This window comes from Paractinoplanes maris (genome assembly GCF_023544465.1).
Lineage (GTDB): Bacteria > Actinomycetota > Actinomycetes > Mycobacteriales > Micromonosporaceae > Actinoplanes > Actinoplanes maris.
The window spans coordinates 257,142-274,160 of the sequence record NZ_JALPVL010000003.1 but is presented as its reverse complement, the minus strand read 5'-3'; the positions used below and the strand labels follow the sequence as shown (position 1 = coordinate 274,160).

Genomic DNA, 17,019 nt, shown 5'->3' with positions numbered 1-17,019 from the left:
GTACGTACACACAATCCAAGAGTGTGCCAATCGTGTCCGTACACGCTTTACGGTGAAGGCATGAGCGAGTCGAACCCCAACCGGCGCCGGAAGACGACGCGACGGCAGATCGCGATCGACCAGCCCCAATGGGACCGGCTCGAAACCCTGGTGGGGGACCGGCGGCGGTCCGAGGTCATCCGGTCGCTCGTCGACTGGTATCTCCGCGAACCCGGCGCCAAGCTCCCCGAACGACCGGCCCGCCAAGACTGACCTCACCGCAGCTCCCCAGCCCGGAACCCCTGCGCCACAATGTGCGCCCGCCTGGTCGCGCCCAACTTCACACCCAGCAACTCCAAATGTGTCTTCACCGTCAACGGACTCACCCCCGTCCGCGCGGCGATCTCCGCGTTCGTGCAGCCCTCCGCCACCAGCCACAACACCTGCCGCTGGCGAGGCGACAACGGCTTCCACGCGGCCACGAACGTGATGTCACCCGACGGGCTCTGCTCCACCCGGGCCGGCTTCACGGCGCCTGTCCCAGCTCGCGGCGCAACCGCTCCAACTCGGTGCGTGCGCTCGCCAACTCAGCCCGGGTGATGGCCAAGTCCGCGTCCTCGGAATGGCGTAGGAGGTGCAGTTCGGCCCGCGCTTCGGCGAGCTCGCCCTCCACACGGGTCAGGTCAGCCTGCGACGCGGCAAGGTTGGCCAGGGCTTCACCCAGCTTCGCCGACGTGGCCATGTGGATCTGCCGGGTCACGACGGCTCCCGGAACGCGGGCACCACGGGACGCTCCGGGGCGGGCTGGCAGTCGTGCCGCTTCTCCGCCATCGCCTGCATCTGCCGGTACGTCATCGCAGGCTGAAGGTCGCCCTCATCGAGCTCCACGATGCAACGCCCTTGGCACACGAACGCGACGACGAACACGGCCTGCGACTTCACGGCTGCCCCGTCGCCGGGTCCAGCACCACGATCGCCCGGGACCGGCCCGGCGCCCGACTGATCCACCCCTTGGACTGCAACTGGCCCAACTGGTGATGCACCGACGACACCGACAGGCCAACCAGTTGCCCCAGGTCGCGGACCGACGGGGCGTAGCCGTGGGCGGTGTGGAAGTCGCGGATCTCTGACAGGATGCGCCGCTGCTGCCTGGTGAGCATCGAGACGACATCGGCCGGTTCCTGCTCGACCGGTGCGGGCTCTTCTGTGGCCGGCGCCTTCAACACCAGCTCGATCACGTCGAACATCAGGGCTCCTTCGTGTAGCTGGCCACACCGGCGTCGGCCAGCCCTGTCAGCAGAAAGTGGGCGAAGTTCTCGTGGACGCGGCGGTGCGGTGCCGAATACGCGGCGTACGGCTTCGTTGCGGTCTTGCAGTCGTAGGCGTGGTGCAGCATCGCCACGATGCCCACCACGTCGTCTTTCGGATCAGGCATCAGCCACCTCCGAGGGAAAGGAGCGCGGCCCCGGAGAGCCGCGCCCGGAACGTCAGGAGATGGGTCGCGTGGGTGTCGCCGGCGTCATGCACAGACCCGGCTCCTTGGCGAGCTTCTCGGCGATCTGCAGGCACCGGGCCACCTGATCCACCGAAGCGTCCGTGGCCGTGATCCGCGCCCGCGTCTTCGCGTTCGACTCGTCCACGGCCAGGTTGCGGGCCTCGAGAACCTTCTGCCCGTACGCGTTGATCGCCGCCGTGGTCGGCTCGTCATATCGGGGCGTTTGGAACGCGATCGACCGGATCTCGATGTCCTCACCCAGGTTCGCCTTCAAAGCGGCCAGCAACGGATCCTTGTGGGTCTTGTTCAGGTCCGGGGCGGGCGCGTCACCGGTCTTCGCATTCACCTGGCCCAGCGGGTCGAACGTCGAGAACACCGTCGTGATCGCCGCCCCGATCTGCGGTTCCACCCGGCGGGCCACGAACGTCCCGAACCGGCCGCCGTCGATCCCGTCGACCTCCTTGTACGCCGCCCAGTTCTCCGGGGCCCGCTCGGCCCGCGAGTTCCACTCGATCTGCACCGGGATGCACGCCCGCCGCTGGGCTGCGATAGCCACCCACAGGCACGCGTCGCCGAGGTGCGCGTACGTCTGACCGGAGGCGTCCCAGTCGTCGATGCCCTGCCATGGGGCGTGCCACTTTAGGCCGGCGCCGGTGGTGCGCCCGGTGGGCTTGTTGAACTCGGTGACGATGCCGACGTTGCGGGTCGGCACGGTGGACAGCGAGGCGATGACGAGGCTGACTACGGCGAGGGCGCCACCGCCGAGCATGACGAGGATGCCGGCGCCGCGGGCCTCGCTGGTCTTGGCCAGCACGACCAGTGCAAGGCCGAGCAGTGCGGCCGCGGCGAAGATGATACCGATGATGAACACAGTTATTTCTCCTGGTCGAGGTTGGCCGAGCGGTGGGCGGCGAGGAGCTTGGATGCCCGGTCACGCAGGTCGAGGGCGTCGGGCGTTTTCACGAGGTCGTCGGCCAGGGCGATGGCATCGGAGTAACGGGCCAGTTTGAGGGCGGCTTGGGTGCGGGTGGTGCCGATGCTGAAGCCGGTCAGCAGACCGACGACAGCACCGACAACCAAGACCGCAAAGGCGGCGATGGTGACCATGATCAGAAAGGGGGTTCCTGGTCGTTGGACTGTTGCTGACGCCCACCGAACCCGCGGTCCGGTTGAGCCGCCTGAGTCGCCCATGGGTCGCCGCCGCCGGACTGGCTTTGCGCCGGCTGGCTGCCGCCGTTGGAGCGGGTCATCTTCTGGATCTTCGCCGTGGCGTAGCGCAGCGACGGGCCGATCTCGTCGACCTCGAGAGCAAGCTTCGACCGCTTCTGCCCGGTCTGCTTGTCCTCCCAGTTCTCCTGCTTCAACCGGCCGGTGACGATCACCCGTGCCCCGCGCTGCAACGACTCAGCGACATGCTCAGCGGCGTCGCGCCAGACCTTGCAATCCAGGAACGTCGGAGTGCCGTCCTTCCACTCACCTGACTGTTTGTCGAGCTGGCGCGGGGTCGAGGCGATCGTGAACTGTGCGACGCCCGCACCGGATGGCGTAAACCGGAGTTCCGGATCCGCTACCAGATTGCCGACGACTGTGATGTTGATGTCTCCCTGGGCCATGTCAGGCCGCCTTTCGTTGAGGGGTCGATGGCTCGGTGTCTTCGCGGGGGATGAGCGCGAGGTCGAAGCCGAGCGCCCGCAGTGCTGGGATCAGGTAGGGCAGCGTGGGGATGGCCTTGCCGGTCTCCCACTCGGACAGCCGCGCCTGCTCCATGCCGCCGATCTCCTCGCACAGCTGGCGCTGACTGAGCAGGCACATCGAGCGCAGGTCAGCGACGAGAGCACCTACGGCGGCGGCGTCGGTGATGCGGATCGGGCGCAACGTCGGAGCGGTCACGCCGCTGCCCTCCGGATTGCCGGCGCCTCACAGACGAGCTGACCGCGGCTGGTGGTGAACACGGGAGGGCCGACGATGGTGGCCTGACACTCGTCGGCGATGTGCGGCAACTCGGCGCGGGCCACGGTGACCGACAACTCGCCGAACATGCCGGGCTGCTCGATCGGCCACACCACCCGCAGCTTCAGCGGGGTCACGCCGACACCCCGCTCAGGTCGGTGATGACCACCGTCAGGCCGCCGTACGGGGACGCCAGGGGGCGTTGCTCCCGCTCGGGGAGACCGGCCAGCACCTCACGCCACAGCGGGCCGATCGCCAGCGACGTCGACTCCAGGAACTGCGGGGTGTCGTCCGGGATCAAACCCCAGCCCGGCGCCGACGAGCCCTGCGGCTTCTTCGGGGTGGGTTTCTGCACGAACGGCGGACCCCACGAGTCGATCACCGGCTTCGCGGTTTCGGAGTAGTTCAGCGCGTCACGGTGCAGCCGGTCTTTGAAGTGGAACGTGATCGCGTACCGCACCCGCGACAAACCCTTGGGCAAGCCTGCCTTCTGCGCGGCGGTGAACCCAGCGGACCGCCACCGGACACGGCTCGCCGACGTGGCCCGCGGACCCTTCTTGTGCGAGTCGTTCGTCGACCACAGCGGGGCTGGCGCCGGGATCAGCAACGTCCACTGGCGGGTCACGGTCATCGTGCTCACGCCGCAACCTCGTACTCGTCCCAACCGCCGGCGTCGTCCCAGCCGGGCAGCTGGTCTGGGTAGCTGGGGGAGTCGTGGCCTTGCTCGAGGACCGCCTCGTGCAGGTCGCGGTCGGCGTCGTCCAGGGTGGGCAGCGGGTCAGTCATGGTCAGTCCTCCTTGGTCGTGGGGGTGTGGGTGCCGTCGTTCTCCAGCAGGACGAGGCCGTGGCGGGACAGCACCGGAACTGAAAGGGCGTCCTCGTGCTCGTGCAGCAGCCAGCCCGACTCGCGGGCCAGCGCCCGGTCGGCACCGACAGGCGATGTCACAAGTGAGTGGTGTCGGCGGCAGGCGTGCAGCAGCCATGCCGGCTGGTTGATGCGGACCGCGGCCTCACCGTGGCGCCCGCCGTTCTTGCGGTTCAGACGGTGGTGAACCTCAGCGGCGACCAGCCAGCAGTCATGCCACTCGCACCAGCCCTCCGACCGCACGGCGACCAGAGCTCGGACCGCCTTCGACGGGCCGGTGTCACGTGCGCGCTTCGGCTGGTTGGCGCGCTTGGCCTCACGGGCGTGAACGGCGCTGCGGGCCAGCGGGGAAGCGTTGAGAGCGGTCGCGCGCTTCAGCGGCGACTTCTGCTCGAGCGGCTTCGTCCTGGCCGGCATGGCGGAGCGCTTCATCAGCGACCCCCGTAGGTGTTCATCGCGTTGTTCGCCGACTTGCTTCGGGTCTGCAGGCCCGAGATGCGCCGGTCGACCGCGTTGGCCTTCCGCTCGGCGTACTTGAAGATCAGGAAAGCCTGGTCCCTCGCCGTGCGCTCCTTCTCCGTAGCCAGCTCCGCCGCATACCGCTTCTCCTGCTGCGGGCCCTGATGGTTTAGGTACGCCCGGGCGAACGCGCGATCCAGCTCCGCATCGGCGAACAGGAAAGTCCCCTGCAACTCGTCGATGATGTCCACCGAGTCCTCGAGCAGATCACCGGAGGCGGCGATCGCTTCCTCGATCTCCGCAGGGGACATCTTGTGAGTCATCGAGCGCCGCCGAATGTGCGCATCGGCCAGTCAAGGGTCACGCCATCGGCGCTGGCCCGGATCTGCTGCACGTCGGCGAGAAGCGTGTCCCGGTCCCCAGCGTCGGCGGTTCGCCGGGCCTCGAACTCGACCTGGTTGGCCTTCTTGCGGAAGAACTGCGCCAGCGACGCCGCCTGCTCCGCGTACCAACCCACCTGAGCGTCGTGCAGCTCGGCCAGCGACATGCCGGCCAGTAGCGGGTAGCGGCGCATCAGCGCCCACGCCACTCGGCCCGCCTGCAACGCGTCGTACTCGGCGGTGTGCGCCAGTTCGTCATCCCAGCCGATGCCGTGCACCTGGGCCAAGGTCTTCAGGCAGCGGGCACCCTGGGTCTCGGACACCCGTCGCCGGTACTTCTCGACTTTCTTGTCCAGCACGCCCGGGTCCACGATCGGACCCAGCGGGGCGCCTTCGAGTCGGTCACCGATCGTCGGGACACTGTTGCGGCGGCAGTCCCGGTCCAGCACAGTCAGGTCGTACGGGGCGTTCATGATGACCAGCGGGACACCGAGGGCCAGGGACGCGGCGAGCTCACCGCAGTACTCGTCCAGCACATCAGCGGACGGCTTACCCTCGGCCATCAGGTGCTCCGTGGTCAGCCCGTTCACCGCTGACGCACCCGCGGGCATGTCGATCGCCGCCAGGGCGTTGCTGACCTTCTTCGACTTCGCGGCCGGGTCGATCACCGCCGTGCAGATCGAGCCCACACGGGCCTCCTCGGGGTCAGCCGAAGAGGTTTCCGTGTCGAGCACCAGGAAGGGGCTCTCCCACCAGGCGGTCACTGGCCACCGTCCGCGGCTTGGCCGTCAGTGGCCGGCGTGTCAATGACCTCGCCCTCCACTACCTCCGGGTGATCGGTCACCTCGGCCACGTCCGCCTGCGGACGCAGGTCCACCCGCACGCCCTCGTCGGCAGCAATCGCCTGCGCCAACTCAGTCGACTTCGGCATCCATTTCGCCAACTGCCGGACGCAGGTCTTGTGGGCCATGCCCTCGAAGTTGTCCACCCACGGGCCGAACACCTTGCCCTCGCGAGTTTTCGCGGTCGCGTTGTCCTGCCGGTACCGGAGCATGTCGGCGTGCGACATAACAAAGAACGCGTAGCCGCCGCCGTCGTACTTCACGATGGCGTAGTAGGCGATCGGATCGCCGCGTTCCCCGAACAAGTTCGGCTTGTGGATGATCGTGTCGGCGATGCCGTAGTCCACGTCGAAGGCATCCCCGGCGTACGCGGTCCGGGCGATGATCGAGGCGACCTTCGGGGCGCGGTGGGCCAAGTCGATGTAACCCTGGTAGCCAATGACGAGTTGGGCTTTATGACCACCGACCCACCGGTCGTTCTCATCCTTGTGGTGCTTTGAGGTCCAGAACGGCAGCACCCAGGCGTGGCCGAGGACACCAGGGCGCAGTCCGAGCTGGGCGCAGGTCATCAGTGAACCGAGCACCGAATCGGCGTCGCACTTCTCCAGGTTCTTCGTCGTCCGCAACGCGGTCAGAGCATCCCGGATGAGTTGCGTCGCCTCCGCGCCCTTGGGCATGGCGAGCTGGAACTGCTTCTCCATCGACCGGATCTTGTCGGCGAGCGAGTTCTGGGACACCCCGCCGTTCTCGCGGCGAGTGGCCAGGGCGGTGGCAGCGTTGGTCGGGGCGGCAGTCATGGTCAAACCTCTTTCACGTAGAGGGTTCGGGACGAGGGCTTGCGGTAGGACTCGGGGTTCGGCGCCGGGAGGGAGTGCTTCTCGACCAGCTCAGCGACCAGGGCAGGCCAGTCGACCGAGCCCTTCTTCGCCGACCACTTCGCGATGGTCTTGTCCTCGACCTCGGCGGCCTCAGCAACACCGATCAGGTTCTTCAAGGCGGCGCCGGCGGCTTCCTTGTCAGCCTTCGCGCGGGACTCGCGGGCACGGGCGGACAGGTACGCCTGGTGCAGCTCGGCCGCATGGGTGCCGGACAGGTCCACGGTGGCACCGGTGGTGACCGGGTAACGCCGGAGCATGTCGTCGTTGTCGACCGCGCCCAGCGGCGGCTCAACGCCGCCGACGATGTGGCGGCGGTGCCACTCCGACACTTGGTCGACCAGGTCGGCTTCGATGGCCAGGTCGCGGTGGAAGGTGCGGTGCACGACTCCCATGCCGGCGACCAGCCCGATCAGGTCGATGCGGGCGGCGTCCATGACGTGCAGCGACCAGCGGCACTGGAATTCGTAGCCCAAGGGAGTGCCGCCGTCGGCCCAGCCGGGCGGGGAACCGAAACCTGAGGCGAGGCCGGCCGTCTTGAGCTCGATCAGGCCGAGTGGGCTGATGCCGTCGGGGGAGCAGGTGCGCCAGCGGTGAACAGGGTGGGCGTACGTGCGGAACTCCGGCTGGGTGACGTCCACACCGAGCAGGCGGGCCGCTTTGCCCAGCAGCCACGGCTCCAACTCGACACCCAGGTCCGCGGCGGCCGAGGAGATGTCGTCCTGCCACGAGCGGACACCGGTCTTCTCCGCCCACACCGCCCACGGCGACGTGTACCCGGAGAAGCCCAGGACGGCGGAGATGTCCGAGCCGCCCAGGCCGTGCTTGCGCTGCTCACGCCACGCGTCGTCGTCCAACTCCCAGCCGATGACGCCGACCGGGCCAGTCAGGGTCGCGCTAGACATCGGAAGCCCTCCGCATCGCGTCGTCGTGTTCGAGGTAGCAGGAGAGGCACGTCGGCTCGGCCGGGTCTTTAGGCTGACTGCACGGGCACACGTCAGCGGGCAGGACGTCGAGGCGCTGGGCCAGGTGGTAGGCAGAGGCCTCGCTGTGCCGGTCGAACACCTCGGCGATCAGACGGTCGGCTTGGGTGGCCTGGCCGTCGTCGAGGCGGGAGATCGCATCGGTGGCGCGGAGGATGACCTGGGTCGTGTTCATCGGGCACCAGCTCCTTCGGAAGTCGCCGTCTCGTCGCGGCGCCAGTAGTTCGGGGATGCCGGGCAGATCAGGCAGCGCGGCGTTGTTCCCGGCACGCGACACGGGTTCGGCTCGATGCCTGCACCGGTCGGGCCGGCGCACTTGGATGGGATGGGCTCGGGGGAAGTCACCCCGCCATTCCCTCGAACGGATCCGGCAGCTCAGCGCGACGGATCTCTGCGGCGGCGAGCGAAGCGCCTGCGGCCTTGAGCGCCTGCAATGCGAGCTCGTATCGGTAAGCGAGAAGCATGACGTCGGCGACGATGCCTGCGCCCGCCCCGTCCTCTTCCTGGGTGCCGAGCGCTTTGTCGAGGACTGCGTCGATCTCGAAGTACGCCTTGCGGTACATGTCGTCGGCGCTCATGCGGCACTCGCAGCGTTCAGCCCGGCCGCCATCGCCTGCGCCTGCGCCCAACGGGCAGGGCCGTCAGTGCTCGGGTCGCCGTCCTCGACGTACAGGCCTTCCCAAAGTTCGATGATGTCGCCGGACCGGTAGGACACCGGGAGGTTGCCGTCCACGTCCGGCAGTGCAGTGCCACGGCGGATCGAGATATCGACCTCGTCCGAGCCGGTCATGTAGTCGAAGTTCTCGACCTCGAAGCGGCCGTTTCCGTCTTCGTCTGCGACCAGCACAGCCCGCCAGGGGCCGCTCAGGTGATTGGTAGTCATGGTCGTGCTCCCTCGTTGAGGTCGGTTGAGGCGGTGAGCCATTCGGCGTACTGCCGGGCGACCGAGTAATCGCCGCGGAACTGCTCAAGCCCCCATGTCGGGGCACCGAAGGTCTCCAAGCAGAAGTCGATGAGGCGGGTCTCGTTCTCAAGCCAGTCCGCATGATCGGGGGAGTACCAGCCGCCGTTAATGCGTCGGCGGAACTGCCCCGCCGCGATGCGTAGTGAACGCAGCCGGGTGTGCATGTTCTGGCTTCTACCGACCTTGAACTCGTCGTTGTCGAACCGGACGACGTAGATGCAGCCATCGGTTCGGGACTCAAGTTCGGACAAGAAAGGCACGAGATCTCCTAGCGGTAAGTGCTACCCGCACACTTGCTCTGTAGCCACAACTGTAGCCACAATGGCGGCATGACTCAAGCCATCACACGAACCCGACACGGAAGTGACCCGTCGCCACAGTCGTTGCCCTCGATCAAGGTCGCCCCCTACGCTGGCGTCGTGCCTGACAGTGACCTCCGCCGGTTCCGACTCGACCAAGACACCTGGGACGAGTACGGCGAGCTCGTCGGTAACGGCGGCCGGTCCGCCGACCTGAAGGCGTACATCGAATGGCGGCTCGACAACCCCGATACGCCGCTGCCCGGAAAGCGCCGGGGACCACTGAAGAAGAGCCGAACCCCGCGCGCTAACGCGAGACTCGCAGCGAAGAAGGCCCAAGCCGCCGAGTCGGCCGACGACGAAGGCTGACCCGCTCACGGCTCGCTCCGCCGCTGCCCTGGCACCAGCTGCCCGACCTGCTCGCCCACAGCCCGCACCATCGCGGCCTCAACCCGGTCGACAGCCCGCTCGTGCCGGCCAGCCCGGAACCCCGCCCCGTAGCAGGCCGCACCGAACACTGCCGCCGTGAACACCGCACAGCCGAACAGGGCGGGCCCGTTCGTCAGAACCGCGCCCGCGTCCTCAAGCCACCTCACTGCGGCCCGCGGTTGCGGCGCATCGGCACAGCGTTCCCGCCCTTGAACCAGGCCCGCGTGTCCTCACCCATGAGGCGATGCGCCCCTCCCGGCACTTCGGCAGGTTCCTGCTCGGGCTCAGGTCGCCGCATCGGGACGGGTGCCTGAGCTGACGGGGCAGCCTCCACCTCCACCGCACCCTGCTCGAGCCCGTCGGTGAACCGGTCCAGATCCCCGACCGCGGCGAGGAGCCGCCCCCGCCACGGCTGGTTGTCGTCGCCCTTCAACTGCTGCACCAGCTGACCGAGGTGAGCACGCGCCAGCTGCGCGTTGTCCAACGCCTGCTGCTCGGGGGTCCGAGCCGGCGGCCACGCATGGTTGTCACTCACCCGGATCACCGCGCTCCCAGCCCTCAACTACCGCGTCGAACCGTGCCCGTGCCGCCCGCGCCTCACGGTCCTGCTGCGCTTTCAGCCACGCGTCCACCTCGCCGATCAGCTCCAGCGCCCGCAACTCCAGCGGGTCCGGCCGGTAACGGTCCGGGTGCGGCATGTTCACGACCTTCTTGCGGCGGTGACCGCGACCGTTGAACGCGGGGAAGTGAGTCGAGTCGTTCACCGGCTGCCGCCCTCCCCGCCGTCGAGGTCGAGGTCGATCGGGCGAGTGTCCGGCACCCGGACACCAGCGAGATCCGTGGCAGGGTGCGGCTCGAGCACGTGGCGTTCCATCCGGGCCTGACCCGGACCGTCCGCCGGCACCTTGAACCGCTCGCCCGGCCCACGCCCTGCGAGCTCGCACAGATAGCAGATGAGGAAGCCGCTCACCGCTCGTCCTCCTCACGCATCGCCCAGTCCTCGACAACCAGCTGGAACGCCCAGTCGTCCACGTCGACCTCGGCCATGACCCGGCGCGCATGCCACATCGCCCCGAGGCTGGAGCGGCGCCACCGCCGCAGCACCCGCAGGCGCAACCACGCCCGGGCGGCTCGAGCACGACGGAGCCAGTCCGCGCCGAACGCCTGCACCAGCAAGGCCAGCAACAACATGGCGGCAGCCATGTACAGCGCCCAGAAACCAACCTCGAACGCCCGGCTCACTGCGCGGCCCGCCGGATGGTCTGCAGCGCCTGCAGGAAGCCCTGCACCATGCGGTCCTTGCGCGACGGATGCTGCTCAGCGGCCAGCGCGGCGGCGGGGGCACGCGTCGGCAGCAGCAGCGACGGCAGAGGAGCGGGCAGCACCGGCGGGGAAGCGGGCAGCACGATGTGCTCCGTCGGCCCCTCACCGACCAGCGGCGGGAAGTCGAGCGCCCTGGCCGGCTCCACCACCTTCGCCAGCTCACCGGTGTCCGCCGCATACCGGCGCGGCTGATAGGCGGTCTTGTTCTGGTTGGCGCCGGGCGACCGGTGACGGCCCCGCTTCGGGCGGTCCAGCAGGTCAACGGTCAGCTCACCGGTTTCGGCGAGACGAGAATCAAAAGACACAGCGATACCTCACGGAAGAAGTCAGAACGGGAAAGAGGGGCTCAGTGGTGCGGCATGTCGTGCAGCACCCGCGGCACAGGCACGCGGTCGGTGTCCTGCCGGTCCGACGACCAGCGGCGGCGAGGCGCCGGGTTGACCAACCCCAGGCGGGCAGCCCGATCCACGGAAAGCTCGGCGCCCCGCTCACACGCCACCTGACGCACCAACGCGTGGGCGTGACGCAGACGGGCCACCTGCCGGGCGGAGGCCAGCGCAAACCAGGCGAGGACCACGAGGGCGGCGGCGGTCACGACTCGGCCGCCCGGCGCTCAGAGCGGACGACCATCCGCCAGCCCTTACGGCGCAGCAACGCCAACTCGTCCGCCGAATACGGGGGCTCATGCTTGCGGTTACGCCACTCCGACAGGCGCTCGCGGAGGGTGCGCTTCCGGGCGGTCATGCGGCCACCTGCTCGGAGTTGAGCGCCGCCCGCAGCCGAGCTCCGATCCACGCACCGACAGCCGGCGTGACAGCGTTCCCGAAGCCGTCGACCTGGTCCCGAGCGGAACCCCAAACAAGGAAGCTGCCCTGGTAGCCGGGGAAGTCCACATCAAAGCCGCAACCGCGGCCGACCTCGTGGGGGCCGAGCATGCGGAAGTAGCAGTCCTCGAGGTCCAGGTCGGCAAGTGCGGCATGCCATTCGGCCGTCAACAGCGCGGTGGTGTCCCGGGCGGTCAGTGTGCCCAGGGGGTCGCTCACCGGATGAGGGGCGGTCGCGTCCGACCCGCTGCCGTTCTGCTTGTACCAGCCGGAGAAGAGCAGACCCTGGTTGGCGCTCGACGCGACGATCGTGCCGAGCGGGTCACTGACCGGGTGGGCACGGTACTGCGCCTCGTCGATCGAGCCGTTGTTCTTGATGGTTCCCGCCGCGGTCAGCAGGCCGGGGATCTGCTCGGAGGTCACCGTCGGCATCGGCTCGCTGTGCACAGTCGGCGTTGTGTTCTTGCGGAACGGCACCACGCCGGCGGACACCAGGCTGAGTGTCTCGGTGGCGGTCTGAGTGGGCAGAGGCTCATCCACCCCGCGCGGAGCGCCCTGGTAGTTGTTGACCGCCAGCGCCACCGGCGGGGTCATCAGCCCGGTCGTGTTGGTCGCCGGCTGCGTCCAGAGCGGCTGATCCAGCCCACGGGACCGGCAGTCCGACCCAGGACGTTCGAAGGTGTCCCCCGCGGCGACCATGAGCGCGCCCGTGGACAGCAGTGCTGTCTCCTGCTGGCTGGTCTGGGTGGACATCGGCTGCCACGGGTGCTTCTCCGAGCCGTGCGCCGCCTTGGCCGGCATGAGGACGGCCGGGAACTCGGCGAACCGCTGGCGGCACCGGTCGGCACGAGCCATCGTCGCGGGCGCCAGCGGCTTGGTGCGGTCCCCGATGCGGGTACCGAGGTTGCTCAGGTCGAGCGCGTTCACCGACGGGCTCATCGGCGGGATGACTTCGTTGCGGCAGCGGGGGCAGCGGTAGTTGTACTGCTTGCCGTAGTTCACCGACCCGGTCGGCGGGATGCCGGTCTTCCACGTCCACACCGCCGGCACGATCTCCGAGCACCGGCCGCACCAGGACGCAGGCCTGTGGTCCAGGTCGGGCGCCGGGATGCTGCGGTCCCAGAACGCGATGAACAACCTGTTCCGTGACTGGGAAACGTCGAAGAACTGCGAGTTCAGGTAGAGCTCTTTGTACTGGTAGTTGAGGTTCTTGAACTGGCGCAGCCACCACTTGTACGTCGTGCCGTCGCCCACCTTGGGACGCCCGGGGATGGCCGGCCCCCACGAGTAGAGCTCGGTGGTGCACTCGACGAGGATCATCTTCGGGTGGTGACGCTCGGCGTAATGGAGCACGCAATTCGCTGTCGCCCGGTCGCGCTCGCTTTTGGTGACCCGGGCGTCGAAGTCCGGGTCGTCCAGGTCGAACAGGCTCATCCGCTGCTCGTAGGCCTTCTGCGTGTTGGCCTGCGAGTGGTTCACGCAGGACACGCCGGCAACGAGGAGGTCAGCCGCGGGTAGGTCCCGAGCGGAGTGGTAGTCGGCCGACTCCGGGTTGATGAGGTCGGCGATCCAGTGCTCGGCCTCCGGGTGGTTGGCCTCGTGGACCTCGACCTTGTAGCTGTTGTGGTTCGCCGCCATGATCGTGGTGAAGCCGGCCCGCTTGATGCCTTCGGTCAGCCCGCCGAAGCCGGAGAACAGGTCGACGGCGACCAAGTCGTCGTGACGGAAACGTCGCGTTCGCTTGGCCGGCCGGTGAGTTGCTGTACGGGTCGCCTGGCGCTTGGTCCGGGTGTTCGACATCAGGCGCTCACCGACTGCAGGTCCCACGCGACGCGGGCAGCGGTAACGGCGTCGCTTGGACCGCACGCACACTCGTCGCCCAGCAGGACCTCACCGCAGCACATCTTGAGCGGGATCTCGCACGTCGGGGTGATGGGTGTGCCATCAACGCGACAGAGGTTGCGCGGGGTCGCAGGTGTAGCCGTATCGTTCGTGGTAATCAAGGTCGTCACTCCCTTTGCGAGTGCGGCGTTGGGTAGGAAGTAGGAACGCCTGGCCGGTGGAAGCGGCTAGGCGTTTCTTGTGTCAGGAAGTCAGCGCTGGCGAAACAGCCAGCACGTCCGGCGACAGTGCCGGGAACGGCAGCAGGTCGAAGCGGATATCCCGCCTGCGCGCCTCAGCCATCGCGAGCTCGGTTGACGGGAACGTGTGATCGATACCGCGCCACGAGAACTCGGCACGGCCGCCGGGCAGCGGGGTGATCGTCGCGGGGCTCATGCGACGGCCTCTTGAAGCTGCCGGATCGCGAGGCGGCGGGATTTGGCAAAGAGCGGCAGCTCGGTGTCAATGATTCGATCCTCGGCAGCGAATGCCTCCGGCATTGACCCAAAGGTCTCGATCACATGGCGTCGCTGTACCGGCCACCACGCCAACGACGGGCTGAGCGGGCTGGAGTGCTGCATGAAGCGCCGGATGATATTGCTTGTGCAGCCGACATAGAGAAGGCGATCGGCGGCGTCGAAGAACCGGTACACCGAAGGCTGCTCCATCCCAGACAGAACGCAGTCGTCGCAGAGTTCGAGGTGTTCCGGCGGCTCCAGCACGGCAATTGCGGTTGTGATAAAGCCCCGGCAGGCCAACCAGACAACGCCTGTCCGTGCGCCGCCATCCACTGCGGGCAGGTGGAACTTCTTAGCCCGGCCGCCGGTCGGATAGACCCAGAGGGTTGCGGGCTGACGGTTGACGCTCATGCGGCGTCCTGCTGCTTGCGAGGCGTCGCTCGCTTGGCGCCGGACTGGCGAGTCATCTCGAGCGCCTGCGCCAGACCGCTCTCGGCGGCGGTGCGCTTCACCCGGTGGGCGAGGTCGCCACCTTCGGCGTGCCGGCCGACCAGGATGGCGATCTGGCGCGACGTCATGCCGCGGAAGCTGCCGCGCCGGGTGTGCTCGATGAGACCGGCTCGGCAGTCGAGGGTGAGTTGACGTTCGGCGAAGCCGGTGCGGGCGGCGACCTCGGTCAGGCTGTACACGCGGTCGTCGCCGTTGTCGCCGGTGCGGATCCCGTTGACGACGACCTGCAGCATCTGGGCGAGTTCGTCGATGGTGTAGGTCTCGGGCATCACGCTGCCGCCTTGGCGCGCTTCTGGGCGTCGGCGGTGAGCATGGTGTGCCGCTGGTTGCTCGGGATGTTGAGCGCGTCGCAGATCAGGGCGAACTTCTCCGGGCTGACCCGGCGAGGTTCCGGCTGTCGTTCGAGGTGGCTGATGTAGGAGACGTGGACGCCGCAGCGGGCCGCGAAGGCAGCCATGGACTGGCCGCTGAGTTTGCGCCGGATGCGCAGCTTCGGGCCGTCGATTTCCACGCCAGTCGGGTTGACTGCAGTGTTCTTCGGCATGCGACTGACGCTACCGAACTAGACCGAGTTAGACAACACACGTCACGAAAGTGGTCTAGTGTTGACGTAGATCTATGCCGATATAGATCAAACTAGACTGGTAATGACGGGGTGAGACTGCCATCATGAGTGCCGTGAGCGCCGCCGACACAACCGCCCAAGACGTCGAAAACCGCCGCCGCCTAGCCGAAGCCGTCCGGGCCAGACGGCTCGAACTACGCCTCAGCGTCCGAGCCGCCGCAACCCAAACCGGCGTCGCCCGCGACACCTGGATCGGCCTCGAAGAAGCCACGCGGCGCACCGCCGAGACCAACTACGCCGGCATCGAACGCACACTCCAATGGGAGCCAGGCAGCGTCCTGGCGATCCTCGAAAGCAGAGACCCCACCACGAAGGACGCCGGCGGGGAACGCCTGCTTCTCACGGGTAGCTACTCGCAGTCGACCCCGATCAGGGAAGTCCACCCCGCCGACGCCGCCATCATCCGGATCATGCACAACCCCGACATCACCGACGAGCAGAAAGCCAGAATCGTCCGCGCCGTCATCGCCGAGCAGCAACGCGTCGGCGAACGGTACGCCGATGAACTGATCGCGCAGGCTCGCTCCGAGAAGCCCTGACCGGCTTCTCCGGCAACAGCAACGTGTCCACCGCGTGCAGCTCACCCTCGTCGCCGGTGTTGAACAAATGCCCGTACGTGTTCATGGTCAACAGGTAGTTGCTGTGCCCCAGCCGCACCTGCACTTTCTTCGCCGACCAACCCGCCCCGATCAGATCCGAGGCATGACTGTGCCGCAGGTCGTGGAACCGCGGCGAACGATGCAACCGCGTGTCACACGCGCACGTTGACACCTCATCGACCCGCAAATGCCGGCGCACCCCCTTCGCCGGTTTCGGCGGCTCCGGCGGGGGATGCCCGGCGCACCGCTGCGCCGCCGCGATCGCCTGCAACCAGTAGTTGTTCCGCAACGTCGACGGGTCACAGATCCCACCCCGCGGTGCCGTGAACACGTGCTCAGCCGGATGTTTCCCGACCATCTGCTCCCGCAGCACCCGGGCCCCGGTGACCCCCACCGTGACGTCGCGGCGCCCGGCTGCGGACTTCGGCGGCCCGAACCGGCGCCCATCCTTACGCGGCCCCGACTTCAACGTCCGCCGGACCTTCACCACCCCACCACTGCCGTGCAGGTGAACGTCCTCGACACGTAAGGCAATGAGCTCACCGATACGCAGACCGGTCGCCAGGGCAACAACCATCATGCTGCGCATCGCCGGACGGCAGTTGTGCAGTATCAGCTCCCGCTCCTGATGGGTCAGGTAGACCGCGTCGTGTTTCTCCACCTTCGGCAGGCCCGCCGGGTTCCGCCTGGCCCCCGCCGGCCGGGCCGCCGGGTTCAGCGCGATCCAGCGGGGCACCGCCGCGCCCAGGCAATGGTGCAGGGTGTCGAAAATGTTGCGCACCGTCTGCGCCGAGATCGTCCGGTCGGTGAGGACTTTGTTCCGGCTGCCTTTGGTGGCCCGCTGCGACGACACCCACCCCACCCACTGCTTGATGGTGTCCGGGGTGACATCGGACAACCGCAGGTGCCCCATCCACGGGATCACCCGCAATGTCAGGTCCCGGCGGTAGCGGCGCACCGTCTCCGGGTCCAAGTCGGGGCGTTTGGCCAGTTCGGTCAGCCAGGTGCCGATCCACTGTTTCACCGTCGGGGTCGCCGGGCTTGCGTCTCCCGTGTCGCCGACCATGGCGGCGTACAGCTCGGGCCGGGTCATGTCGTGCCCGCGCGCCTTCAACAGTTCGTGGGCAAGCTCAGCCACCTCGAGCGCCAGTTCCGGGGTGGGGCCTTTGAACGTGCACGACTGGGCGGCGCCGGCCGATGTGCCACCGAGCCGCCACCACACACGGTAAGAATCGCCGCGCCGCTGGATCGTCGCCATGGGCGGACGCTACCGGAAAC

Annotated in this window: 37 protein-coding genes; 3 read left to right on the top strand and 34 right to left on the bottom strand. The window is 67.9% G+C overall.

The window, feature by feature from the left end; translation table 11 throughout:
- Window positions 1-60: 60 nt before the first annotated feature.
- A complete protein-coding gene (locus NAG42_RS10115) occupies window positions 61-252 on the top strand; it encodes a hypothetical protein (RefSeq protein ID WP_250029731.1) in 192 nt (63 codons plus the stop codon).
- Window positions 253-254: 2 nt separating this feature from the next.
- Here NAG42_RS10115 and NAG42_RS10110 read toward each other — a convergent pair whose 3' ends face one another.
- The 21 genes from NAG42_RS10110 to NAG42_RS10010 all read right to left on the bottom strand — a co-directional run bounded on the left by NAG42_RS10110 (window position 255) and on the right by NAG42_RS10010 (window position 9,053).
- Window positions 255-461, bottom strand: coding sequence for a response regulator transcription factor (locus NAG42_RS10110; RefSeq protein ID WP_308201141.1), 207 nt, complete (start codon window positions 459-461; stop codon window positions 255-257).
- Window positions 462-505: 44 nt separating this feature from the next.
- Entirely contained in the window at window positions 506-739 is a 234-nt protein-coding gene (locus NAG42_RS10105) for a hypothetical protein (protein WP_250029729.1), read from the bottom strand.
- Window positions 736-921, bottom strand: coding sequence for a hypothetical protein (locus tag NAG42_RS10100; protein WP_250029727.1), 186 nt, complete (start codon window positions 919-921; stop codon window positions 736-738). Before NAG42_RS10100 ends, NAG42_RS10105 begins: the two co-directional genes overlap by 4 nt.
- On the bottom strand, window positions 918-1,226 hold the full coding sequence (locus NAG42_RS10095) for a LexA family protein (protein ID WP_250029725.1): 309 nt from the start codon (window positions 1,224-1,226) through the stop codon (window positions 918-920). The genes NAG42_RS10100 and NAG42_RS10095 overlap by 4 nt, the downstream gene beginning before the upstream one ends.
- Window positions 1,226-1,414, bottom strand: coding sequence for a hypothetical protein (locus NAG42_RS10090; RefSeq protein ID WP_250029723.1), 189 nt, complete (start codon window positions 1,412-1,414; stop codon window positions 1,226-1,228). Before NAG42_RS10090 ends, NAG42_RS10095 begins: the two co-directional genes overlap by 1 nt.
- A gap of 52 nt (window positions 1,415-1,466) precedes the next feature.
- A complete protein-coding gene (locus NAG42_RS10085; protein WP_250029721.1) occupies window positions 1,467-2,345 on the bottom strand; it encodes a hypothetical protein in 879 nt (292 codons plus the stop codon).
- Between the two features lie 2 nt (window positions 2,346-2,347).
- Window positions 2,348-2,581, bottom strand: coding sequence for a hypothetical protein (locus tag NAG42_RS10080; protein WP_250029719.1), 234 nt, complete (start codon window positions 2,579-2,581; stop codon window positions 2,348-2,350).
- Window positions 2,582-2,583: 2 nt separating this feature from the next.
- Window positions 2,584-3,087, bottom strand: coding sequence for a single-stranded DNA-binding protein (locus tag NAG42_RS10075; protein ID WP_250029717.1), 504 nt, complete (start codon window positions 3,085-3,087; stop codon window positions 2,584-2,586).
- Between the two features lies 1 nt (window position 3,088).
- Entirely contained in the window at window positions 3,089-3,364 is a 276-nt protein-coding gene (locus tag NAG42_RS10070; protein ID WP_250029716.1) for a helix-turn-helix domain-containing protein, read from the bottom strand.
- On the bottom strand, window positions 3,361-3,561 hold the full coding sequence (locus NAG42_RS10065; protein ID WP_250029714.1) for a hypothetical protein: 201 nt from the start codon (window positions 3,559-3,561) through the stop codon (window positions 3,361-3,363). The genes NAG42_RS10070 and NAG42_RS10065 overlap by 4 nt, the downstream gene beginning before the upstream one ends.
- On the bottom strand, window positions 3,558-4,064 hold the full coding sequence (locus NAG42_RS10060; RefSeq protein ID WP_250029713.1) for a hypothetical protein: 507 nt from the start codon (window positions 4,062-4,064) through the stop codon (window positions 3,558-3,560). The genes NAG42_RS10065 and NAG42_RS10060 overlap by 4 nt, the downstream gene beginning before the upstream one ends.
- Window positions 4,061-4,210 (bottom strand): hypothetical protein, encoded by a 150-nt coding sequence (locus NAG42_RS10055; RefSeq protein ID WP_250029711.1) that lies wholly within the window; start codon window positions 4,208-4,210, stop codon window positions 4,061-4,063. Before NAG42_RS10055 ends, NAG42_RS10060 begins: the two co-directional genes overlap by 4 nt.
- Window positions 4,211-4,212: 2 nt before the next feature.
- Window positions 4,213-4,722, bottom strand: a complete 510-nt coding sequence (locus NAG42_RS10050) for a hypothetical protein (RefSeq protein ID WP_250029709.1) — start codon at window positions 4,720-4,722, stop codon at window positions 4,213-4,215.
- A complete protein-coding gene (locus NAG42_RS10045; protein WP_250029707.1) occupies window positions 4,722-5,060 on the bottom strand; it encodes a hypothetical protein in 339 nt (112 codons plus the stop codon). Before NAG42_RS10045 ends, NAG42_RS10050 begins: the two co-directional genes overlap by 1 nt.
- 8 nt (window positions 5,061-5,068) lie before the next feature.
- Window positions 5,069-5,893, bottom strand: a complete 825-nt coding sequence (locus NAG42_RS10040) for a 3'-5' exonuclease family protein (protein ID WP_250029706.1) — start codon at window positions 5,891-5,893, stop codon at window positions 5,069-5,071.
- Window positions 5,890-6,768 (bottom strand): recombination protein RecT, encoded by an 879-nt coding sequence (recT, locus tag NAG42_RS10035; RefSeq protein ID WP_250029704.1) that lies wholly within the window; start codon window positions 6,766-6,768, stop codon window positions 5,890-5,892. The genes NAG42_RS10040 and recT overlap by 4 nt, the downstream gene beginning before the upstream one ends.
- 2 nt (window positions 6,769-6,770) lie before the next feature.
- Window positions 6,771-7,751, bottom strand: a complete 981-nt coding sequence (locus NAG42_RS10030; RefSeq protein ID WP_250029702.1) for a YqaJ viral recombinase family protein — start codon at window positions 7,749-7,751, stop codon at window positions 6,771-6,773.
- Window positions 7,744-8,004 (bottom strand): hypothetical protein, encoded by a 261-nt coding sequence (locus NAG42_RS10025; protein ID WP_250029700.1) that lies wholly within the window; start codon window positions 8,002-8,004, stop codon window positions 7,744-7,746. Before NAG42_RS10025 ends, NAG42_RS10030 begins: the two co-directional genes overlap by 8 nt.
- Before the next feature lie 166 nt (window positions 8,005-8,170).
- A complete protein-coding gene (locus NAG42_RS10020; protein ID WP_250029699.1) occupies window positions 8,171-8,407 on the bottom strand; it encodes a hypothetical protein in 237 nt (78 codons plus the stop codon).
- Window positions 8,404-8,712 carry a hypothetical protein gene (locus NAG42_RS10015; protein WP_250029697.1) on the bottom strand — a complete coding sequence of 103 codons (309 nt, stop codon included), beginning with the start codon at window positions 8,710-8,712 and terminating at the stop codon, window positions 8,404-8,406. The genes NAG42_RS10020 and NAG42_RS10015 overlap by 4 nt, the downstream gene beginning before the upstream one ends.
- Window positions 8,709-9,053, bottom strand: a complete 345-nt coding sequence (locus NAG42_RS10010) for a GIY-YIG nuclease family protein (protein WP_250029695.1) — start codon at window positions 9,051-9,053, stop codon at window positions 8,709-8,711. Before NAG42_RS10010 ends, NAG42_RS10015 begins: the two co-directional genes overlap by 4 nt.
- A gap of 159 nt (window positions 9,054-9,212) precedes the next feature.
- Between NAG42_RS10010 and NAG42_RS10005 the strand changes: the two genes are divergently transcribed.
- A complete protein-coding gene (locus NAG42_RS10005; protein ID WP_250029694.1) occupies window positions 9,213-9,461 on the top strand; it encodes a hypothetical protein in 249 nt (82 codons plus the stop codon).
- A 223-nt stretch (window positions 9,462-9,684) separates the two neighbouring features.
- Here the strand turns inward: NAG42_RS10005 and NAG42_RS10000 are convergent, their stop codons facing one another.
- The 12 genes from NAG42_RS10000 to NAG42_RS09945 form a co-directional block, all read right to left on the bottom strand.
- On the bottom strand, window positions 9,685-10,056 hold the full coding sequence (locus NAG42_RS10000) for a hypothetical protein (protein ID WP_250029692.1): 372 nt from the start codon (window positions 10,054-10,056) through the stop codon (window positions 9,685-9,687).
- A complete protein-coding gene (locus tag NAG42_RS09995) occupies window positions 10,049-10,285 on the bottom strand; it encodes a hypothetical protein (protein ID WP_250029690.1) in 237 nt (78 codons plus the stop codon). The genes NAG42_RS10000 and NAG42_RS09995 overlap by 8 nt, the downstream gene beginning before the upstream one ends.
- Window positions 10,282-10,491 (bottom strand): hypothetical protein, encoded by a 210-nt coding sequence (locus tag NAG42_RS09990; protein WP_250029689.1) that lies wholly within the window; start codon window positions 10,489-10,491, stop codon window positions 10,282-10,284. The genes NAG42_RS09995 and NAG42_RS09990 overlap by 4 nt, the downstream gene beginning before the upstream one ends.
- On the bottom strand, window positions 10,488-10,712 hold the full coding sequence (locus tag NAG42_RS09985; RefSeq protein ID WP_250029687.1) for a hypothetical protein: 225 nt from the start codon (window positions 10,710-10,712) through the stop codon (window positions 10,488-10,490). The genes NAG42_RS09990 and NAG42_RS09985 overlap by 4 nt, the downstream gene beginning before the upstream one ends.
- Before the next feature lie 47 nt (window positions 10,713-10,759).
- Window positions 10,760-11,149 carry a hypothetical protein gene (locus NAG42_RS09980; protein ID WP_250029686.1) on the bottom strand — a complete coding sequence of 130 codons (390 nt, stop codon included), beginning with the start codon at window positions 11,147-11,149 and terminating at the stop codon, window positions 10,760-10,762.
- A gap of 41 nt (window positions 11,150-11,190) precedes the next feature.
- Window positions 11,191-11,439 (bottom strand): hypothetical protein, encoded by a 249-nt coding sequence (locus NAG42_RS09975; RefSeq protein ID WP_250029684.1) that lies wholly within the window; start codon window positions 11,437-11,439, stop codon window positions 11,191-11,193.
- Window positions 11,436-11,588: a hypothetical protein gene (locus NAG42_RS09970; RefSeq protein ID WP_250029682.1), complete on the bottom strand. Its 153-nt coding sequence runs from the start codon at window positions 11,586-11,588 to the stop codon at window positions 11,436-11,438. Before NAG42_RS09970 ends, NAG42_RS09975 begins: the two co-directional genes overlap by 4 nt.
- Window positions 11,585-13,468, bottom strand: coding sequence for a DNA cytosine methyltransferase (locus tag NAG42_RS09965; RefSeq protein WP_250029681.1), 1,884 nt, complete (start codon window positions 13,466-13,468; stop codon window positions 11,585-11,587). The genes NAG42_RS09970 and NAG42_RS09965 overlap by 4 nt, the downstream gene beginning before the upstream one ends.
- Before the next feature lie 285 nt (window positions 13,469-13,753).
- Window positions 13,754-13,945, bottom strand: a complete 192-nt coding sequence (locus tag NAG42_RS09960; protein ID WP_250029679.1) for a hypothetical protein — start codon at window positions 13,943-13,945, stop codon at window positions 13,754-13,756.
- Window positions 13,942-14,418, bottom strand: coding sequence for a GIY-YIG nuclease family protein (locus tag NAG42_RS09955; RefSeq protein ID WP_250029677.1), 477 nt, complete (start codon window positions 14,416-14,418; stop codon window positions 13,942-13,944). Before NAG42_RS09955 ends, NAG42_RS09960 begins: the two co-directional genes overlap by 4 nt.
- Window positions 14,415-14,786: a hypothetical protein gene (locus NAG42_RS09950; protein ID WP_250029676.1), complete on the bottom strand. Its 372-nt coding sequence runs from the start codon at window positions 14,784-14,786 to the stop codon at window positions 14,415-14,417. Before NAG42_RS09950 ends, NAG42_RS09955 begins: the two co-directional genes overlap by 4 nt.
- The gene (locus tag NAG42_RS09945) at window positions 14,786-15,061 is read right to left on the bottom strand and encodes a helix-turn-helix domain-containing protein (RefSeq protein ID WP_250029674.1); all 276 of its coding nucleotides are present in this window, start codon (window positions 15,059-15,061) and stop codon (window positions 14,786-14,788) included. Before NAG42_RS09945 ends, NAG42_RS09950 begins: the two co-directional genes overlap by 1 nt.
- A gap of 134 nt (window positions 15,062-15,195) precedes the next feature.
- On the opposite strand from NAG42_RS09945, the gene NAG42_RS09940 reads away from it, so the two are divergent.
- Entirely contained in the window at window positions 15,196-15,681 is a 486-nt protein-coding gene (locus tag NAG42_RS09940; protein WP_250029673.1) for a hypothetical protein, read from the top strand.
- On the opposite strand, the gene NAG42_RS09935 is transcribed toward NAG42_RS09940, so the two are convergent.
- On the bottom strand, window positions 15,605-16,999 hold the full coding sequence (locus NAG42_RS09935) for a tyrosine-type recombinase/integrase (RefSeq protein WP_250029671.1): 1,395 nt from the start codon (window positions 16,997-16,999) through the stop codon (window positions 15,605-15,607). The genes NAG42_RS09940 and NAG42_RS09935 overlap by 77 nt on opposite strands.
- Between the last annotated feature and the right edge of the window lie 20 nt (window positions 17,000-17,019).